A 17600-nucleotide genomic window follows, 5' to 3' on the forward strand; every position below is an offset into this window, starting at 1 on the left:
AGCCCAAAGAACAGAGGATCAAGCGGGGTCAAATGTCGCTCCCAATCGGTCGATAAAGCCAAGCATGACCTGCAATGCCACATCAACGTCGGCGGGGTCGACATGTTCGGCCGGATTATGGCTGATACCGTGCCGACAACGGATAAAGAGCATGGCCGTAGGACAGAGCGCTGCCATGACCATGGCGTCATGCCCCGCCCCCGATACGAGGCGACGGACCGGATGCCCCACAGCCGCGATGGCGGCGTCCATCAGGTCCATGAGCGCCACGTTGCACGGGCTGGCGGGCAGGTCGTGGACGCGCTGGATCGCGAAATCGAGATCGCGGCGATCGGCTATGCCGGCCAGCGCATCGCATATCGATTCCGCCGCCCGATCGCGACGCGCCGCGTCACCTGATCTTATGTCGATCGTGAAGCGGACTTCGCCTGCTATGACATTGGGCGCGCCCGGCATCGCCTCTATCCGTCCCACCGTCGCGACCAGATCGGACGCATCGGCGCGGGCGATCCCCTCGATCGCCAGGATCATTTCGGCAGCGCCAGCCAGCGCATCGCGCCGCAGCGGCATCGAACTCGTGCCCGCATGACCGGCCATGCCCTTGACGATCGCCTGATAGCGCAATTGGGCGGCGATCCCGGTCACCGTCCCGACGGCCAGTCCCTCGGCCTCCAGCACCGGCCCCTGTTCGATATGGGCTTCAAGATAGGCAAGGGTCGAGCCGGGCGCGCGGGCCGCGGACAGATAGTCGGACAGGTTGACGCCCGCCTGCGCCAGCGACACGCCCTCCCCATCCACAAGATCGAGTGCGTCGAGAGCCAACGTCCCGGCAACGGCACGACTGGTGAGCATGGCGGCGGGAAAGCGAGACCCTTCCTCATCCCCAAAAGCGATGACTTCGATCGGGAAAGGCAGGCGCTGGCCAGTCTGGTGCAGGGCCGCCACGGCCTCTACACCCAGCATGATGCCAAGCGGCCCATCATAGCGTCCCCCATCGCGCACGCTGTCGAGATGGCTGCCAATGAGCAGAGCGGGCGCGCCGGGCAACGTGCCTTCATAGCGAGCAATGAGGTTGGCGGCGGCATCGCGGCGCACGGCCATGCCCGCCTGCGCCATCCATCCGGCGAGCGCTTCCTGCGCCGCGGCATAGGCCGGGGTCAGATAGCCGCGATAGAGGCCATGCGCCATGTCGCTATAGGGCGCGACGCCCAGGGCGTCGCAGCGCGCCACCGCTCTTGCGCCTCCGCTCACCATGCCGCGACCTGCCCATCGCTGCGCGGATCGGTCGCCCCATCCAGGCGGCCATCGCCATGGCGAACGATCGCTCCGGCATGGCCCATCATCGCGGTCAGCGGCCCGACCCGCTCGACATCATGGCCCGCCGCTGCAAGATCGGTGTAGAGCTTGTCGTCGAACCCGTCCTCCAGCTTCAATGTCGTGCTGTTCTCGCCCCATGTCCGCCCAAGCAGCCAGCGGGGCGCGCTGATCGCCTGCTGGAGATCGACGCCGAAACGGGCGTAGCGAGAGAAGAGCGCAGCCTGCGTCTGGGGCTGCCCCTCCCCGCCCATCGTGCCATAGGCCATGACGCGCCCATCATCGAAACGGGCAAGCGCCGGGTTGAGCGTATGGAACGGCTTGCGTCCGGGCCGAAGCGCGTTCCAGCCGTCCGCCGCCAGACGAAAGCTGCTGCCCCGGTTCTGCCAGGTGATGCCGGTGAGCGGCAGCACCAGCCCCGATCCGAACTCGAAATAGGTAGACTGGATGGCGCTTACCATGCGCCCGTCCTTGTCTGCGGCGGCGAACCAGCATGTGTCCCCCTGCGCCGACGGGCGAGGCCAGGGCAAGGCGCAGGCCGGGTCAATCGAGGCGGCGATGGCGTCCAGCGCGGCGGGATCATCGAGCAGTCCCTGATAGTCGAAATCATGGAAAGCGGGGTCGCCGACATGGGTATCGCGCAGCAGGAAGGCTTGCTTGGTCGCCTCTACCAGGCCGTGGACATGATCGAAGCCGTCGGCCTGCGCCGCGCGCAGTCGGTCGAACAAGGCGAGGATCATCAGCGACGCAAAGCCCTGCGTCGGCGGCGCGCTGTTGTAGAGGTCGATGCCGGTGATGTGGGTCTTGAGCGGCGTGGGTCGGCTTGCCTGATGCGCGGCCAGATCGTCGCGACCGACCGGGCTGCCCAGTTCCGCCAGATCCAGCGCGATCAGATCGGCCAGCGCGCCGGCGTAGAAATCGGCTGGGCCATTGTCCGCGATGCGTCGCAGCGTCGTGGCAAGGGCAGGCTGGCGCAGTCTGTCGCCTTCCCGCAAGGGGCGGCCTTCCGGCTCGAAGATGGCGGCATAGGCGCCGGGCTGGATGCGCAGTTCCGCGCCCTTGGCCGCTGCGATGGTCGCGCCGCCGCTGGTCACCGCTACGCCAGTATCGGCATGGTGGATAGCGTCGCGCAACAGACGGGACAGGGGCAGCCTGCCCCCGCCGCTTTCCAGTATCGCCGCCCAGCCAGACACCGTTCCCGCCACCGTATTGGCGGCAAGCGGCCCGCGCGTCGGCACCGCGTCCATCCCGGCATAGAGGCCAAGGTCTGCGCGCGCTGCGGCCCCGCCGCAGCCATGGACGCTGTGGACCGCGCCATCCGGCTCGGCAACCAGCCAGAAACTGTCTCCGCCGATGCCGGTCATGTGGGGATAGACGACAGCCAGCGTGGCTGCGACGGCAACGGCAGCTTCAACGGCGTTGCCGCCGTCCTTCAGCACATCGCAACCCGCCTGCGCCGCCAGAAAATGGGGGGCGGTTACCATGCCGTTCGTGCCGCTGATGGTGGAAAGCGCCATCGTCCTAGTCCGGCAGTGCAGCAACGAAAGCGCGCACGACATCGGCGCTGTTGACCGATGCCAGCGCCATGAACGTCGTCATCTGGTTCGCGCCCGCGTCTCCCCCGGCCAGATCGGACAGGCTGCGGAACACGATGACCGGCACCTGATTGGCATAGGCGACCTGCACCACCGCCGCGCTTTCCATGTCCAGAACGCGCGCGTTCCATGCCTTGGCCAGATAGTCGCGAAATTCGGCATTGTCGGCATAGACCCCGGCGCTGACGCCCGTGCCGCCAACCACGATTTTGGGTTCATGCGCGAGGCAGGTTGCGCTGGTCGTCTGCCCTTCCGTGCAACGGCGCAGGGTAAGGCCCGGCGCGATTTTGCGGGCGATCGCCAGCAATGCCGGATCGACGGCCTGCCGATAATGGCGGCGCGGCGCGTCGGTCGCATTGCCCAGCCGCACCCCGCGCGGGAACATCATGCCAAAGGGCGGCGGCGCGTCGGCATCGACAGGTTCGGGGACAACCCAGCCCTGCGGCGTCTGGCGCGCGAAGGACACTTCCAGATATTGCGCCCAATCTTCCGCGACGATGACATCGCCGATCGACAGGGCCGGATCGACCCCGCCTGCGATGCCGGAAAAGACGATCCGCTTCACCGTGAAACGATCCAGTACCAATTGGGTATTCATTGCGGCGTTGACCATGCTGACGCCGCTCTGCATCAGCAGCACCGGCTTGCCCGCCATGGTGCCGGTCAGGAAAGTGAGGCCGTTGACCTTATAGGTTCGGGGCTTGGCGACGGTATGAGCCAGCGCATCCCATTCTGGCGCAAAGGCGGTCATGACCACGGTGCGCGGGGTCCGGTCGAGCGGCTTTGCCTGCACGGACAGGGGCAGCAACAGCGTGCAAAGGGCGAGGAAGAGCGCGCGGATCATGCTGCGCTCATCCAGATGAAGCGGACAACGAACAATCCAGCGAGCAGGAACAGGAACCAGTCAGCGCGTGTCGCCGTGCCGCGCAGCAGCTTCAATATCGCATGGGCCGTGATGCCAAAGGCAAGGCCGTTGGCGATCGAGAAAGTGAGCGGGATCATCGCCACGGTCAGAAAGGCGGGAATGGCCGAAAGCGGGTCTTCCCACTCGATTTCAGTCAGCGGCAACAGCATCAGCCCGCCCACGACGATGAGCGCGGGCGCGGTCGCGGCCAGCGGGACGATCTGGGCATAGGGGGCAACGAACATGGTCGCCAGGAACAATAGGCCGGTGACCACAGCGGTCAGCCCGGTGCGCCCGCCCGCCTGCACGCCCGCAGCACTTTCGACATAGGAGGTGACGGTACTGGTCCCTGCGACCGATCCGACGATCGTGGCCGCCGCGTCGGTGATGAGGATGCGATTGAGGCCGGGAATGCGACCCGCCTTGTCGATCAGTCCCGCTCGCTTGGTCACTGCGACCAGCGTGCCGATATTGTCGAAGAGGTCGACGAAGAGAAAGACGAAGAGGATTTCAAGGAGGCCCAGCCCATGGCTGCCGGTCAGGCCGAACACGCCCGACAGGTCAAGCTGGAAGGCGGTGCCGGTCAGGGCGTCAAGGCTGTAGGGTTCCGGGTTGACGACGACCTGGCCACATAGCCATCCCACCAAAGTGGTCGCGACGATGCCGATCAGCATCGCGCCGCGCACGTTCCAGACGCTGAGCACGCCGATGACCAGCAGGCCGAACAGGGCGAGCGCCGCACCCGGTGCCTTCAAGTCGCCCAATGCCACGAACGTCGCAGGATTGGCGACGATGATCCCGGCATTTTTGAGGCCGATAAACCCGATGAACAGGCCGATCCCGCCCGCAACTGCGGCAAACAGGTGCATCGGTATGGCCGCGACGATCATCTGCCGTACGCCGGTCAGCGTCAGGATCAGGAAGGCGATCCCTGAAATGAACACACAACCCAGCGCAACCGGCCAGGGGACGCCCATCTGCTGCACCACGGTGAAGCTGAAATAGGCGTTGAGGCCCATGCCCGGCGCCAGCGCCAGCGGCGTGTTGGCGACCAGCCCCATCAGGATCGATCCAAAGGCCGCCGCAAAACAGGTCGCCGCCGCCACCGCTGCAATCGGCATCCCCGCCTGTCCCAATATGGCGGGATTGACCAGCACGATATAGGCCATGGTCAGGAAGGTGGTGAAACCGGCCAGCACCTCCGTCTGGGCCGACGTTCCCCGTTCCGACAGGCCGAAATAGCGTTCGAGCCCCCCTGCCCCCGGCTGTACCGCCACGTCCGTCATTATGCGTCCCCCTGATATGCGCCCGCTGGCCATGTTATGCCGGTCAGCCCCTTGTCTTCCAATAGGGCGGCGAAACGGAATAATGTCGCTTCGCCCCCTTCCCTGCCGATCAATTGCAGCCCCAGCGGCAAGCGACCCGGACGGCGCAGCGGCACGCTGAGCGATGGCAGGCCGGTGAAACTGATCGGCTGGCTGTGAATGCCCAGGTCTGCGCGGGCTGGCGACAGCGCGCCGTCGATCAATATCTGCGGATCGGCGATCAGCGGCGCGGGACAGGGCGTTGCGGGGGCCAGCAGCACATCATAGTCCGCCATGATGTCGGCGATGCGTTGCCGATATTCCGTGCGAAACGCCTGCGCCGCGTCATAGAGGGCGTCGGGCAACAGCGCCCCTGCGATCAGCCGGTCCCGCGTGGCAGGATCGAACGCCATTGCGTCGCGGGTGAGCGCTTCTTGATGCAATCTGCCGCCTTCCGCTGCGGTGATCAGGAAAGCGGCAGAGCGCGCGCGGGCAATGTCGGGTAGTTCGACAAGGGGTGCGTCGGGCGCAATGGCATCCATCGCGGCGATCTGATCGGGATCGACATTGTCACGAAACCGCCCGCCCAATCGCGCGACGCGGATCGGATCGAACTGCGCTGCCTGGCTTTCGGCCAGCACATCCCAGATGGACTGCATATCCGCCACGGAGGTGGCGAAGGGGCCAATATCGTCGAAACTGTCGGCAAAGGGGAATACCCCGCCCATCGGCAGCGCGCCATGGCTGGGCTTGATGCCGTAAATGCCGGTCAGGCTGGCGGGAACGCGGATCGACCCATTGGTGTCGGAGCCAAGCGAGAAGGGCAGAAGCCCCGCCGCCACTACCGCCGCCGATCCCCCCGATGATCCGCCAGCCAGCCGGTCAGGAGCATGGGGGTTGCGGGTCGTGCCGTGCCGCGCGTTGATGGTGGCGAAGCCATAAGCGAATTCGTCCATGTTGAGCGTCGCGACCAGCACCGCCCCGGCAGCGCGCAGGCGGCATATGGCCTCCGCATCGGATTGCGCTGGCGGCGCATCGGCATAAAGGCTGGACCCGGCCGTGGTGGGCAGGCCGCGCACATCGAACAGATCCTTCACGCCATAGGGCACGCCCGCCAATGGTCCGGCTTCATGCCCTGCCGCGATGGCGGCATCGACGGCGGCTGCCTCCGACCGGGCGCGATCGGCCAGAATGCGCGTCACCGCGACCAGTCGCCCGCCTTCGGCCGCCAATCCGGCAAGGCATTGCTCCAGCACGGCCATGGCGCTGGTCTGTCCCGACCGGACAGCGGCGGCGATCTCGACGGCCTGCTTCACGCTTTTCCAGCCGCAAACAAGGTGTCGGCATGACGATCCAGCAGCGCCAGATTGGCGCTGACGCCCGCCATGCAGGGTTTACCGATGGTCATACCCCGCCTCTGCGCAGCGCCCTCAATCTCTGCCCCGGTGCGCGGCAGCGCCGGACGTTGAAGCCTTGCGCCGCCTCGCGCAAAGCGCCCCGCCAGCGCGGCGCAGAGGAACAGCTGGATCTGGTGAAAGATCATCAGCGGCAGGATGATGACGCCAACCTGTGCTGCGGGGAAAAGCGCGCCTGCCATCGGCACGCCCGACACCAGGCTTTTCTTGGACCCGCAGAACAGCAAGACGATCATGTCCGCGCGCGGCAGGCCGACCAGGCGCGCAAGCCCCAGATTCGCGCCCATTACGATGATCAGCATCAACAGACTGAGCAGCAATAGCAGCAACAGGTCCGCAATGCCCACCTGCGACCAGATACCACCGACCACGGCGGCACTGAACGCTGTATAGACGACCAGCAGGATCGACCCGCGATCGACCGGCATCAACAGCTTTTTGTGGCGATCGATGAATGCGGCGATCCAGGGCCGCAACAGATGGCCCGCCAGAAAAGGCACCAGCAATTGCAGCGCGATGGCCTGCACCGAATGCCAGGAAAAGCCGCTGCCGCCGCCGTCCACCGCCATGAACAGGCCGACCAGAAGCGGCGTCAGGATGATGCCGACAATATTGGACAGGGATGCACTGCACACCGCCGCCGCGACATTGCCGCCCGCTATGGCTGTAAAGGCGATCGAGGACTGGACAGTCGATGGCAGCAGGCTGAGATAGAGGAGGCCAGTCAGCCGCAAACCATCGCCATAGCCGCGCAAAAGGGCGACGAGGCTGAGGCCAATCGCCGGGAAAAGGATATAGGTCGAGGCCAGCACATAGAGGTGCAACCGCCAGTTGCCCGCCCCCGCAAGCACCGCGGCGCGCGACAATTTTGCCCCGTGCAGGAAAAACAGCAACGCGATCGCAAAGTCCGTCGCTGCCTCCACCCAGGGTATGGCCGCGCCGCGCACCGGTGCGAAAGACGCCCCTGCCACCGTCGCGATCAGGCAGAGCAGAAACGGGTCTGGCAGGAAGGAAGGCTTGGACAGGCGGACCATGGCCCCCCTTTAGGCCGATCCTGCCCTACCGATCCAATAGAATGACTTGCACGGATCGTTGCAAAAAAGCGCTTACCCCAGGGTGAAACATGCCCGCGCGGCACGTCGCCACCAGACGGATGGCGAATGAGAGCCATGATCGCCTGACATCATTCCCGTCGGAGGTATAGCGTGACCGCGCCCGATGGCAGCACCGTGGCGCGATAACGATGCGCCTTGGCCCAGGCGATCAGGGGCGATTCGAGACCCTGGGGACTGGCAGGCGAAGGCGCGCTTTCCTGACCCGTCACGATCGCTGCGGGCGGATAGCGGGTCAGGCCTTCCGCGACGCTTTCGCCATTCAAGACATGAAATGCGGCCCGCTGCGCCGGGGTGAGCAGGTTGCGCGTGCGGAACAGGAACGGGCCTGCGGCGAAGCGCGGATCGAGCCTAATCCCGCTGTCGGCGACCCGTTCCGGCGTCAGGCTGACGATCGGACCAGTCACACCGGCGGCGCGCACGATCCGCCCGATCGCATGAGCGTCCATCGTTGCCGAAAGGATGGGACTGTCGGCGCTTGCGACGTTCGGGGCCATGCGGATTGCCGTTTCGGCGACCCCTGCCCCCATGCACAATATCAAAATGACGGTGATCGCGGGGCGCGACCAGCGCAGGTCATCCAGCATCAAGCCGAAGCGGAGAAACAGCGCTGGCAGCAACGGCACCAGATATTGGGCATAAATGGGTCGGGGCAGCCACGCAGCGACCAATCCCGCCAAGATCATGAAGTGCAGCAGTTCCTTCGCCATGGAAGACTTCCCATGCTGAAGGCGTGACATCCCTATCATGATAAGGGCAAATAGGGCCGGGCCCTGCGCCAGAAAGCGTAGCAGCCGCACTGCGCTGAGCGGCGTCTCCACCATATAGCCCCGCTGGTTCAGCATTTGCCATTCCAATGGTGCCTTCAGGCTATAGTCGATAATGCCGAACCAGGCGGCGTCTGGCGCGATTCCCCACAGGATAAGGGTGGGCAATCCCCCGGCCATCCCGCCTGCCGCCAGAGCAAGGACGTTCATCGGGCCAACCCGGCGCATGTTCAGCAGCGCGAACAAGCCGATGGCGGCGGCGGGCAGGCCATAGCTGATCTTGGCTGATGCCGCAGCCCCCAGCAACAGCCCGGCGAGCATGTAAGACGATGGGCGGCGAGCCTGACCGAGCGCGTCCAGCAGCAGCGCGAGGCCCCCCATGTGCAGCAGCAAGGGCAAGGCATCGTTGCGCGCGACTGTCGCAGCAAACAGGAAAGCATGGCAGGTGACGAGCGCCACGGTTGCGATCCCGGCGTTGCGCGACGATCCGCCCTCCCTGCACAGGGCCCGAAATAGCAGGGCCGCCGCTCCCGCCGCGCACAAGGCATTGACCGCGCGCAGGGCAAGAAACAGCCAGCCCTCGCACAGCCATGCCAGCGGCGCGAAGGTGAGCGGTTGCAGCGGCGTCTGGAGATAGGCGAAATCACGATAGGGCAGACCCGATCGCATCAGTGCGACCGCGGCGACATATTGCCCTTCATCATGGTCGATCGGCCGGAACGCCGCGATGCCCAACAGCACGGCGAGCACCAAAAGGAAAATAGAGAGCGGGTGGGCGCGCACGGCCTTGGTCATGACAGGGGCGGACGCTTACCAGCCCATGTCAGCGCTGAACATCACGGCCCGCGCCTGATCGACCGCATGGACGCTCCCCGCTGGCGCAGGGCCAAAGGCGCCGTTGCTGACAAGCCGGCTGGGATTGATGAAGCGCGCGGCAAGGCGCAAACGCCGGCAACCCGTCTGCATCGGCGCATATTCGATGCTGCCTTCCGCACGCAGCGGCGATTGCTGGGCACCTGGCAGCGCAAGCGCCGCACGACCGGTATGCGATCCCTGCGCCGCGACGCGCCACGGCCCGACAGTCCAGGCGGCGGCCAGGGTCATTTCCCGTTCCTGCACGGATCGCCCGGTCATGGTTTCAACTGCCGCCTGCTGATAGCGGACGGACCAGTCGATCTGCGGCGTCAACTGGTGCCGGGCCATCATCTTCACGCCCAACAGGCTGGCGGACCCGATATTGACCGGCAGATAGGCCCGGTGCGCAAAAGACAGGCCATTGCGGACGTTGGCGCGATAAAGGCTGGTCGTGACCGTCATATCGCCGCCCGACCATTGGCCGCCTACCGACGCGACACGGCTCTTTTCAGGCCGCAAGGATCGGCGCAACGCTTCGAAATCAGGCCGGGAAAGCCCAAGCGGTCCGGTAAAGCCGGTATCGCCATAGGCGCGCATGGCTTCGTTATAGTCCATCGACAAAGTGAGTGCCGGGATGGGACGGAAGTGAACGCTGGCATGGGGCATGAACCAGTCATGTGCGCGCAGCCGATCGTCACCGCTGCCGATCGTCACATTGGCATTGCGGTTGCTGACCTTCACCCCGGCAAAGCCGAGCGTCATCGCTATCTGATCGGAAAGGGCAAAATGATCATCGACCAGGAGCATTCTGGTACGGCTGCGTGGGCGGTGATCATAACCCCGTGCATTTAATGGCCATGCGGTGTCTGCCTGCGCAGCGACGAACCGGCGGCTCTGGCGCTGGAGTCGCAGGGCCATGACATGATCCGGCTCGTCACCCGAAAGCGGGCGGATCGCGCCTATCAGGCCATAATCCGGCGTGGTGCTACGCGCTTGCACAAGGGGCGATCGCCATATCGCTGGCTTCAGCACATAGCTGATGCTCTGATCGATGATCTTGTCCTGTGCCGCTGCAGTGGTACCCTGCAACGCCACCATCGCCAAAGCTAGTAGATGCCGTCCGCGCATCAGCGATGATCGCTTGCGCTGGCGGCAGGGGCATCGGCCAACGCCAACTGCGGGCGCTGACGGTCATAGGATATGACATAGCCGAAATGGTCGGAGAGCGGCTGCCCATCAGGCTCCGATCCGAACGGCACATGCGCGCCCCTGACGACGAGCGATGAGCCGCGCCCCGCGCGCGCGAAGATCCAGTCCTTGCGGCGCTGCATCGCATGTTTAAGGTCCGCGCGTGCCTGCGGTGCCGGGATCGTCGCCTGATCGAGCGCCAGCTGCGCGCCGCCCTGCCTCGCTGCGACGAACGACAGGCCATGGCGAGCAAAGCCGTCGAAGAAGATGCGGCTGCGATCGCTATTGCCGCCAATATTCATGTCGCCGCCGATCATCAATGTCCGGGTGTGCGGGACCGCGCTGGCGATGAAACGGGCGGTCAGATCGACCTGCCGCGCATAGGCCGCCAGCGATCGGCTCACAGAAACGCCCGACGCCTTGCGCGCATTGAGATGGATATTGACGATGGCGACAGGTTCCGCTTCGCCGGGCACCTGCATATCGGCAATCACGACGCCCTTGTTGGCCAGGCAATCGAACCCGGCGCAGGCGAAATCCGGAAAGGCCAGGCGTCGGACGCGCAGGATGGGATAATCGGACAGGATGATGAGGCCGCTGTCGGTCTGCTTCCCCAACGCCTCGCCGCGATCCCAGCGGGCCTCAGCAAGAAACGCCTGATCCGCAGCGCTTGGCGCAATCGGCGAACGCATCTGCCGATCCGGCCCGAATGTCATGTGCCGATAGCCGGACGAGCGCGCAAGCTCGGCCGCTTGCGGCGTGAACGCTTCCTGTAGCAACAGGATATGCGGCTGATGCCCCCGTTGCCGAAGGGCGCGCAAACGCGTGCCGATCCGCACCAGCGCCGCATCCCGGTCGACCGCGAGCGGCCAGGGCAAACCCTTGATATTATATGTCATCATGGACAAAGTCGTATTGCCGCCATCCGGCAATGCCTGCACCATGTTCAGGCGGTCTGGCAGGTTGCTGCTGGTCGATCCGGTTGCAACGAAGCTGACCAGCCCTGCAAACAGCATGGCTCGCAAAGTCTTATGCATGATGATGCCCCCCACTGGCTGGCGTCCTCCTAGCTCGCCAATGAGTCGTGCGCGTTTCTTCCGCACTGCAATATGATGAAAGTTGGATGGCGGCGGCGTCACTGAACCGACCAGTAATTGTCATGCAGCGATCGGCAGGCTGCGTCTGGTCGCTTCATAGAGGGTGAACAGGTCGGCGAAATGCGCGTCCATGGTGCGCGTATCGATGGCGGCAGCGCTGGCATTGGCCAGATGACCGGACGGCCCCTGCGCCAGGAAAAGGCGAATGGCCGCCGCCAGGCTGGATGCGTCGGCCGCGCGGTAATGATGGCCAGCGCCCGGCACCAGATGATCCGCCGCTGCCCCGCCATCGGGCAAGAACATCGGAATGCCGCTGGCCCGCGCCTCTGCCGCGATCATGCAGAAGGTTTCGGATTCGCTGCCATGGACCAGCGCGTCGGCGCTGGCGAGCAAGCTGGCAAAGCCATGGCGGTCCGTGATCGGCGCCATCAGCCGGACATGCGGATTGTCCGCTGCGGCGCGCTGCACGCTGGCGCGCGCGCGACCATCGCCAGCAATGACGAGGCCGACCGGGCGATCGAAGCCACACGCCGTTACCGCTTCGATGATCATCGGCCATCGTTTTTCCGGGGCGTGACGCCCGGCACCGAACAACAGCAGCGCATCCTCATCCAGGTCGCACCATCGCAGCAGCCTTCGCCGCAGATCGGGGTCGCGGTGACGGGGCGAGAATATGCCGGGCTGCACCCCCATTCGATTGGTGACGACATGCCGCAGGCCGCCATTTACAAGCCGTGTCGCCAGTTCGTCGCTCGCACACACGATATGATCGAAGCGCGTATCCAGACGCCGCAAATGCCGCCAGAACCATTCAAATCCGCGATCAATCTGTTCGCGGCTGGCAAGGCTGCGAAACCAGCGATAGGCGTAGTTGCCCAGTGGATCGGCATGCATGATCAGGCTGCGTGGAACATCGCCGCGCCAGTTGGCGACCATCGATGCGCTCCCCCATGGCGTCGATGCCTCCACCAGATCGGGGCGCAGCGCGTTCAGCCGGGCGTGCAGGGCCGCTTCATCATGAAAATAATGATAGCGTCCGTCGAGTGGGAAGCGGCGGCCGGGCACATATTCGATGCGCCCATGATCGCCAAAATATTCCACATGCGCCTGCGCCGCTGGCGCAAGAATGATGATTTCATGCCCGCGTGCAGGCCCGGCCAGCATCTTGTGCCGGACATAGGTTTTAACGCCCCCGCCCTGCGGCGCGTAAAAGGCGCAAATGTCGACGATCCGCATGACCTAAAGCGCCTTGATCGGGCCGAAGGACAATAATCCCCGGCGATAATTCATGATGATCCGCCCGCGCGTCGGCCCGCTGCCGACGATCATCGTGGCGGCCGCGGCCTTGGGCTTGCCCATGCCCAGCTTCGGGTTGCCGCCAAAGCCAACGCCGTCGACTGATAGCCCGAATTTCCGATTGCCGTCGCGATCATGCAGCACGCTGACCGCATAACGGCCAGGCCCCGGCACACGGATGCAAATTTGCGCCACATGGCCATTTTGCGTCGCAACTTGCTCGACCGGCGCTTCCACCCGGCGGAATGTCTTGCCCTGGGAAATCAGGATATTGTCGTCCTGAAGAAAATCCTGATCATTGGCCGGATAGACTTCCGCCTTCAGGCGGCCTTCGCGATCCTTCAGCCCGACTATGTCCAGCAGTAGGGAAGGGCCGTTCTCGCCGGGGCGACAGCGCGCCTCCGCCTTGCCCAGATCCGGGGTCGACGGAATGGTCGGCACCGCCGCGGCGGCGATGATGCCGATCGTCCAAAGGGCCGAAATTGTCATGCCTGCCTCCGCTGTTTCACAAGCCCGCTCACGCCCAGGATCAATCCGACCAGCAGATGCGCGGCCAGCAGCAGGCTGGCGATCACGGCCAGAACCTGGGCAATTTCCAGTTCACGCCCGACGAGGAAAACGGCTACCCCTGCGAACAGCACGTCCTTGTTCGGCACCATCGGCAGGCGGGAGAGGACCAGCCGCAGCGTCGAGAGCATGAACCACCAGCTCAGCGCCACATCGGGCAGCAGCAGGTGCCACAATGTCGCATAAAGCAGCACATTGGCGACGATCCGCGCCAGATGCACCCCCGCCACCATCCGCCGTTCGGGCCAGGGCAGGCTGAAAACCTTGCGGCTGAACAGGATGGGGCCAAAGGAAGTCGCCACAAGGATGGTGAGCGAAATGCCCAGCGCCCGCCCGTCCATCGCCAACCGCAGCGATGACAGCAGCGGCAGCGTGAAGAGCAGCATCGCCAGCGTGACGATATTGCCCATCACGCCCGACAATATCGCTGAATCCTTGACTGCGCCGAAGGGCGATCCGGCCATCGTCACATGCCGCCGCGCCCATGCGTAGAAATAGACATCGCCAAGATAACCAAGCAGCAATTCGTTGCTGATCCGCTTGCGAAACAAGGCCGACAGGCCACCGGCTGGTATCGACCATAATCGGTTGAAGATGACCCAGTCGCACACCGGCGTCAGGCTGTATGTCACGGCAAACAGCAACCAGAAGAGCGGCGTTCGCGGCAGCATCGCGACAAGGTTGTGAAAATCGAAGGAGCCGATCTGGACGAATACGACCGCCAATATTGCAAAGGAGATGAGCGGACCGAACCATGCCGTCCAGTTGCGGCCAGACCGCACCAGCGGTGTCGGGTCCAATATGGCGCGCGCACCCTGCGGGTTGATCAGCGGGGCAAGGGTATCGGCTTGGCTCATGACAGCTGCGCCTCCAGAGGGGATTGCGAATGGAGCGTGGCAAGCGCGGCGTGGCGCTGGCGCGGGGACTGGGTCAGCATGTGACGGAAAAGCGCGCGATAGGCTGGCACGGCGCGTTCGATGGTGAACGACGCTGCCTTTGCGCTGGCGCGCGGACGATCCTGCATATCGCTGTGCGCGGCACGGATGGCATTAGCGAACGCCGCTTCATCCTCGCCATCGACCAGCGTGCCGAGCGCGCCATCGTCAAGCAGGGGCGCCATGCTGGCGCAGCATCGGGTGGCGATGATCGGAAGGCCGCATGCCAGCGCTTCGACCACCACGCCCGGCTGCCCTTCATAGCGGGATGACAGCAGCAACACGTCATGGTCCGGCAACTGGCGTCGGACATCCGCGCTGAATCCGGCAAAACAAAGCTTCCCTGCAATGCCGAGACGGGCGGCCAGACGTTCGAGCCCGTCACGCGCGCGCCCTTGTCCAAAAATGGTCAGCCTGTCGTCCGGCCCGCGTCCCGCCGCGAAAGCGCGCAGCATCAGCGGATAATTTTTCTGCCGTTCCAACCGACCCACCGCCACGAAATGCCTGCCCCGGCGCGGCAGCGGCGATGATGGCAATGGCGTAACACCATCGAGATCGGCCAGCGCCAGCACCGGATTGGGCACGACATGCACGCGCGCATGATCAACGCCCATCCGTGCTGCGACTTCCTGTGCCATCGGATCGGACAGGGCGGCAAAATGGTCGATCGCCCTGCCCTGCATACGCAGCCAAAGCCGATAAAAGGGCCGCATGATACATGGCATGTCGGATCGCATCAGGTCGTTGCTGATCTTGGCCAGAATGAGCGGGCAGCGCCGCCCCAGCCGCAATTTCAACAGCACGGCCACGATCGCATAGACATTGCCAGCACAGAACAGAATGTCGGGCCGGTACGCATCGATGGCGCGCGCCGTAGCGACCAAAAGGCGCAGGCTGGCCAGGCGTCGGCCGATCAACGGCCAGGACGGAAGATATTGGGTGACGTCGCCGGGCGGCATTTCATGCTGCATCGACCCTTCAGGGCTGCCAAGGAGCAAGCGCACATCCATCCCGTCCCGCCGCCAACCCTTGATCAGCCGCAGCGCAATGCGTTCGACCCCACCGGGGCCGGGCCCATGCAGAAAGACCAGAACGCGCGGTGACAAAGCCGCTTCACGGTTGCTGCCGACGATAGCATTGTCGCTTGGCGGTAACGGCGGACGAGAGCAGTGCATGACCCGCCCATGTCGGATATTCATAACAGGCTGATGCATTATTCGTGACGGAATGATGAAGGCTGGACGAACCGCTTGTCATCGTTGCGCCGATCATGAAGCCGTCACAAATGTCGGCATATAGGGTGGAGATGCTCGTCTCTCTCCTTTTGCCAGTGCTGCTTGCCGTTCAGGGCGCAGCGCAGCCAGCTGTCCCTGCCGACAGTGCGCCGGTGACCCTGCGCATAGAGGCAGAAGAAGCGCGGCAGGGCGTCGCTTCCGATGGCGTTCATATCTATGCGATCGACAATGACCGGATCGGCAAATATCGGATCAGCGATGGCGTGCGCATCGCGCAGTGGAAGGGCGACCGGACATTATTTGCGCATATGAACAGCTGCACGGTGGTAGGCCGTGAACTGATATGCGCCGCGTCCAACTATCCGGCGGTGCCACAAACGAGCGCTGTCGAAATCTTCGATACCAAAAGCCTGCGCCATATACGCAGCATCAGCCTGGGCATGGGGCCAGGATCATTGACCGCGCTTGATCGGCATGACGGGACCTGGTGGGCGATGTTCGCCAATTATGACGGTAAGGGCAGGGAAGCCGACCGCGACCATCGCTACACGACCCTCGTACAGCTTGACGATCAGTTCCGGCAGTTGCGGGGATGGTTGTTCCCGGCAGAGGTGCTGGCGCGCTTTGCGCCTTTCAGCTGTTCGGGCATGAGCTGGGGACCGGACGGGCGACTATATGTCACGGGGCATGACCGGCCCGAACTCTATGTCATGCGCCTGCCAAGCGCTGGATCGACGCTGGAGTTGCTGGCGACCATCCCCATCGCGACGGAGGGGCAGGCGATCGATTGGGACCCCAAGACACCCCATCGCCTCTGGTCGATTATGCGCGGCCAGTCTATCATCGCGGCCAGCGACATCCGATGGAATGGCGACAAGCCGGACTAGACGCCCTGCCTACCGCATCATGCGCTTTCATCTTCGACCGGCCGAAGCCTTGTTTTCAAAGAATGCGGGCGAAACCGGCCACGCCTTCGGCTGCTGGCGCCGATATTGTCGTGGGACTTGCAACGGGTAAAACCGGGCTACCACCGAAGCCGAACATCGCCTCGATATTGCGTACGCAGAGCGCCACATTCTCGTCCGCCAGCCTGTACCAGACCTGCTTGGCTTCCTTGCGCGTCTGAACGAGGTCGGCGCGGCGCAGTTCGGCCAGCTGCTGGCTGAGCGCTGGCTGGCCGATGGAGGTGATGTCGGCGATTTCCCCGACATTATACTCGCCGCGCAGCAGGCAGGACAGGATCATCAGGCGCTGGGCCTGGGCGAATGTCTTGATCTTGTCCGCAGCAGCCGCAGCTGCATCACGATCCTGGTAGAGCGCGGTCATGACTGGGGCGCCATCCGGCAGAACCAATCGGGCGCGGCGTCGGTGCCTTGCGCAGGCGGCAGCAAGACGGGCTGATCGGGCATCCAGCCTTCCGGCGTCAGGCTGGTTCCGCCATCGACCCGTTGCAACGCGCATAGCAGGCGCAGCATTTCATCCACGGATCGACCGACATTGTGGGGATAGGCCGTGGTCGCGCGGATCACGCCCTGCGGGTCGATGAAGAAGGTCGTCCGCATGGTCATACTGTCCGCCGCATCCTCGTCGATCATCCCATAGGCGCGGCCAACGGCCATGCTGGGGTCTTCGATGATCGGGAAGTCGATCTCTACATCGAACAGATCGCGCAGCGCCCGGACCCAGGCGATATGGGAATAAAGGCTGTCGACGGACACGCCCACCAACCGGCAGTCGCGCGCTGCAAAGTCCGCCTGCCGCCGTGCAAGGGCCGCAAATTCGGTGCTGCACACCGGCGTGAAATCAGCCGGATGGGAAAAGAAAATCACCCACTGTCCCCGCAGCGCCGACAACTGGAAATCGCCCATTGTCGAGCGCGCCCGAAAATCGGGTGCGGGGGAACCGATACGAAGCGGGATCGGGCGGGCAGTCGTGACATCATTCATGGCGCTTTCCTGCAACTGCCAGAGGCGTGTTGCAACCCCTTGACGATTTCATATTATATAAATACATGGT

General features: G+C 64.3%; 16 protein-coding genes. 1 reads left to right on the top strand and 15 read right to left on the bottom strand.

Features of this window, described 5'->3' with window-relative positions; genetic code table 11:
- Positions 1-18: 18 nt before the first annotated feature.
- From SX1_RS17855 to SX1_RS17915, 13 genes are all read right to left on the bottom strand, one after another.
- Positions 19-1254, bottom strand: coding sequence for an allantoate amidohydrolase (locus SX1_RS17855; RefSeq protein WP_026149897.1), 1236 nt, complete (start codon positions 1252-1254; stop codon positions 19-21).
- Entirely contained in the window at positions 1248-2831 is a 1584-nt protein-coding gene (locus SX1_RS17860) for a gamma-glutamyltransferase family protein (RefSeq protein ID WP_019054107.1), read from the bottom strand. Before SX1_RS17860 ends, SX1_RS17855 begins: the two co-directional genes overlap by 7 nt.
- A 4-nt stretch (positions 2832-2835) precedes the next feature.
- The gene (locus tag SX1_RS17865) at positions 2836-3753 is read right to left on the bottom strand and encodes a 5'-methylthioadenosine/S-adenosylhomocysteine nucleosidase (RefSeq protein ID WP_019054108.1); all 918 of its coding nucleotides are present in this window, start codon (positions 3751-3753) and stop codon (positions 2836-2838) included.
- Positions 3750-5099: an NCS2 family permease gene (locus SX1_RS17870; RefSeq protein ID WP_019054109.1), complete on the bottom strand. Its 1350-nt coding sequence runs from the start codon at positions 5097-5099 to the stop codon at positions 3750-3752. The genes SX1_RS17865 and SX1_RS17870 overlap by 4 nt, the downstream gene beginning before the upstream one ends.
- Positions 5099-6433, bottom strand: a complete 1335-nt coding sequence (locus SX1_RS17875) for an AtzE family amidohydrolase (RefSeq protein WP_019054110.1) — start codon at positions 6431-6433, stop codon at positions 5099-5101. Before SX1_RS17875 ends, SX1_RS17870 begins: the two co-directional genes overlap by 1 nt.
- Positions 6430-7566: a bile acid:sodium symporter family protein gene (locus tag SX1_RS17880; RefSeq protein WP_019054111.1), complete on the bottom strand. Its 1137-nt coding sequence runs from the start codon at positions 7564-7566 to the stop codon at positions 6430-6432. The genes SX1_RS17875 and SX1_RS17880 overlap by 4 nt, the downstream gene beginning before the upstream one ends.
- Before the next feature lie 149 nt (positions 7567-7715).
- Positions 7716-9206 (bottom strand): hypothetical protein, encoded by a 1491-nt coding sequence (locus tag SX1_RS17885; protein WP_019054112.1) that lies wholly within the window; start codon positions 9204-9206, stop codon positions 7716-7718.
- A gap of 15 nt (positions 9207-9221) precedes the next feature.
- Positions 9222-10394, bottom strand: a complete 1173-nt coding sequence (locus SX1_RS17890; RefSeq protein ID WP_026149898.1) for a TonB-dependent receptor domain-containing protein — start codon at positions 10392-10394, stop codon at positions 9222-9224.
- The gene (locus tag SX1_RS17895) at positions 10394-11491 is read right to left on the bottom strand and encodes an endonuclease/exonuclease/phosphatase family protein (protein WP_043145970.1); all 1098 of its coding nucleotides are present in this window, start codon (positions 11489-11491) and stop codon (positions 10394-10396) included. Before SX1_RS17895 ends, SX1_RS17890 begins: the two co-directional genes overlap by 1 nt.
- Positions 11492-11611: 120 nt before the next feature.
- A complete protein-coding gene (locus SX1_RS17900; protein WP_019054115.1) occupies positions 11612-12787 on the bottom strand; it encodes a glycosyltransferase in 1176 nt (391 codons plus the stop codon).
- Between the two features lie 3 nt (positions 12788-12790).
- Positions 12791-13336: a DUF2141 domain-containing protein gene (locus SX1_RS17905; RefSeq protein WP_019054116.1), complete on the bottom strand. Its 546-nt coding sequence runs from the start codon at positions 13334-13336 to the stop codon at positions 12791-12793.
- Positions 13333-14271: a hypothetical protein gene (locus tag SX1_RS17910; protein ID WP_019054117.1), complete on the bottom strand. Its 939-nt coding sequence runs from the start codon at positions 14269-14271 to the stop codon at positions 13333-13335. The genes SX1_RS17905 and SX1_RS17910 overlap by 4 nt, the downstream gene beginning before the upstream one ends.
- On the bottom strand, positions 14268-15524 hold the full coding sequence (locus SX1_RS17915; RefSeq protein ID WP_255209791.1) for a glycosyltransferase: 1257 nt from the start codon (positions 15522-15524) through the stop codon (positions 14268-14270). Before SX1_RS17915 ends, SX1_RS17910 begins: the two co-directional genes overlap by 4 nt.
- A 110-nt stretch (positions 15525-15634) precedes the next feature.
- On the opposite strand from SX1_RS17915, the gene SX1_RS17920 reads away from it, so the two are divergent.
- Complete coding sequence (locus SX1_RS17920) at positions 15635-16471, top strand: YncE family protein (protein ID WP_026149899.1); 837 nt, start codon at positions 15635-15637, stop codon at positions 16469-16471.
- A 55-nt stretch (positions 16472-16526) separates the two neighbouring features.
- Here SX1_RS17920 and SX1_RS17925 read toward each other — a convergent pair whose 3' ends face one another.
- The gene (locus SX1_RS17925; RefSeq protein WP_019054120.1) at positions 16527-16910 is read right to left on the bottom strand and encodes an ArsR/SmtB family transcription factor; all 384 of its coding nucleotides are present in this window, start codon (positions 16908-16910) and stop codon (positions 16527-16529) included.
- Entirely contained in the window at positions 16907-17530 is a 624-nt protein-coding gene (locus SX1_RS17930; protein ID WP_052310922.1) for a peroxiredoxin, read from the bottom strand. Before SX1_RS17930 ends, SX1_RS17925 begins: the two co-directional genes overlap by 4 nt.
- Positions 17531-17600 lie beyond the last annotated feature (70 nt).

This window comes from Sphingobium xenophagum NBRC 107872, assembly GCF_000367345.1.
Lineage (GTDB): Bacteria > Pseudomonadota > Alphaproteobacteria > Sphingomonadales > Sphingomonadaceae > Sphingobium > Sphingobium xenophagum.

Coding starts and splice junctions, on each gene's coding strand:
- SX1_RS17855 (WP_026149897.1), bottom strand. CDS start 1,254: ATGGTGAGCGGAGGCGCAAGAGCGGTGGCGCGCTGCGACGCCCTGGGC.
- SX1_RS17860 (WP_019054107.1), bottom strand. CDS start 2,831: ATGGCGCTTTCCACCATCAGCGGCACGAACGGCATGGTAACCGCCCCC.
- SX1_RS17865 (WP_019054108.1), bottom strand. CDS start 3,753: ATGATCCGCGCGCTCTTCCTCGCCCTTTGCACGCTGTTGCTGCCCCTG.
- SX1_RS17870 (WP_019054109.1), bottom strand. CDS start 5,099: ATGACGGACGTGGCGGTACAGCCGGGGGCAGGGGGGCTCGAACGCTAT.
- SX1_RS17880 (WP_019054111.1), bottom strand. CDS start 7,566: ATGGTCCGCCTGTCCAAGCCTTCCTTCCTGCCAGACCCGTTTCTGCTC.
- SX1_RS17885 (WP_019054112.1), bottom strand. CDS start 9,206: ATGACCAAGGCCGTGCGCGCCCACCCGCTCTCTATTTTCCTTTTGGTG.
- SX1_RS17890 (WP_026149898.1), bottom strand. CDS start 10,394: ATGCGCGGACGGCATCTACTAGCTTTGGCGATGGTGGCGTTGCAGGGT.
- SX1_RS17895 (WP_043145970.1), bottom strand. CDS start 11,491: ATGCATAAGACTTTGCGAGCCATGCTGTTTGCAGGGCTGGTCAGCTTC.
- SX1_RS17900 (WP_019054115.1), bottom strand. CDS start 12,787: ATGCGGATCGTCGACATTTGCGCCTTTTACGCGCCGCAGGGCGGGGGC.
- SX1_RS17905 (WP_019054116.1), bottom strand. CDS start 13,336: ATGACAATTTCGGCCCTTTGGACGATCGGCATCATCGCCGCCGCGGCG.
- SX1_RS17910 (WP_019054117.1), bottom strand. CDS start 14,271: ATGAGCCAAGCCGATACCCTTGCCCCGCTGATCAACCCGCAGGGTGCG.
- SX1_RS17915 (WP_255209791.1), bottom strand. CDS start 15,524: ATGCACTGCTCTCGTCCGCCGTTACCGCCAAGCGACAATGCTATCGTC.
- SX1_RS17920 (WP_026149899.1), top strand. CDS start 15,635: ATGTCGGCATATAGGGTGGAGATGCTCGTCTCTCTCCTTTTGCCAGTG.
- SX1_RS17925 (WP_019054120.1), bottom strand. CDS start 16,910: ATGACCGCGCTCTACCAGGATCGTGATGCAGCTGCGGCTGCTGCGGAC.
- SX1_RS17930 (WP_052310922.1), bottom strand. CDS start 17,530: ATGAATGATGTCACGACTGCCCGCCCGATCCCGCTTCGTATCGGTTCC.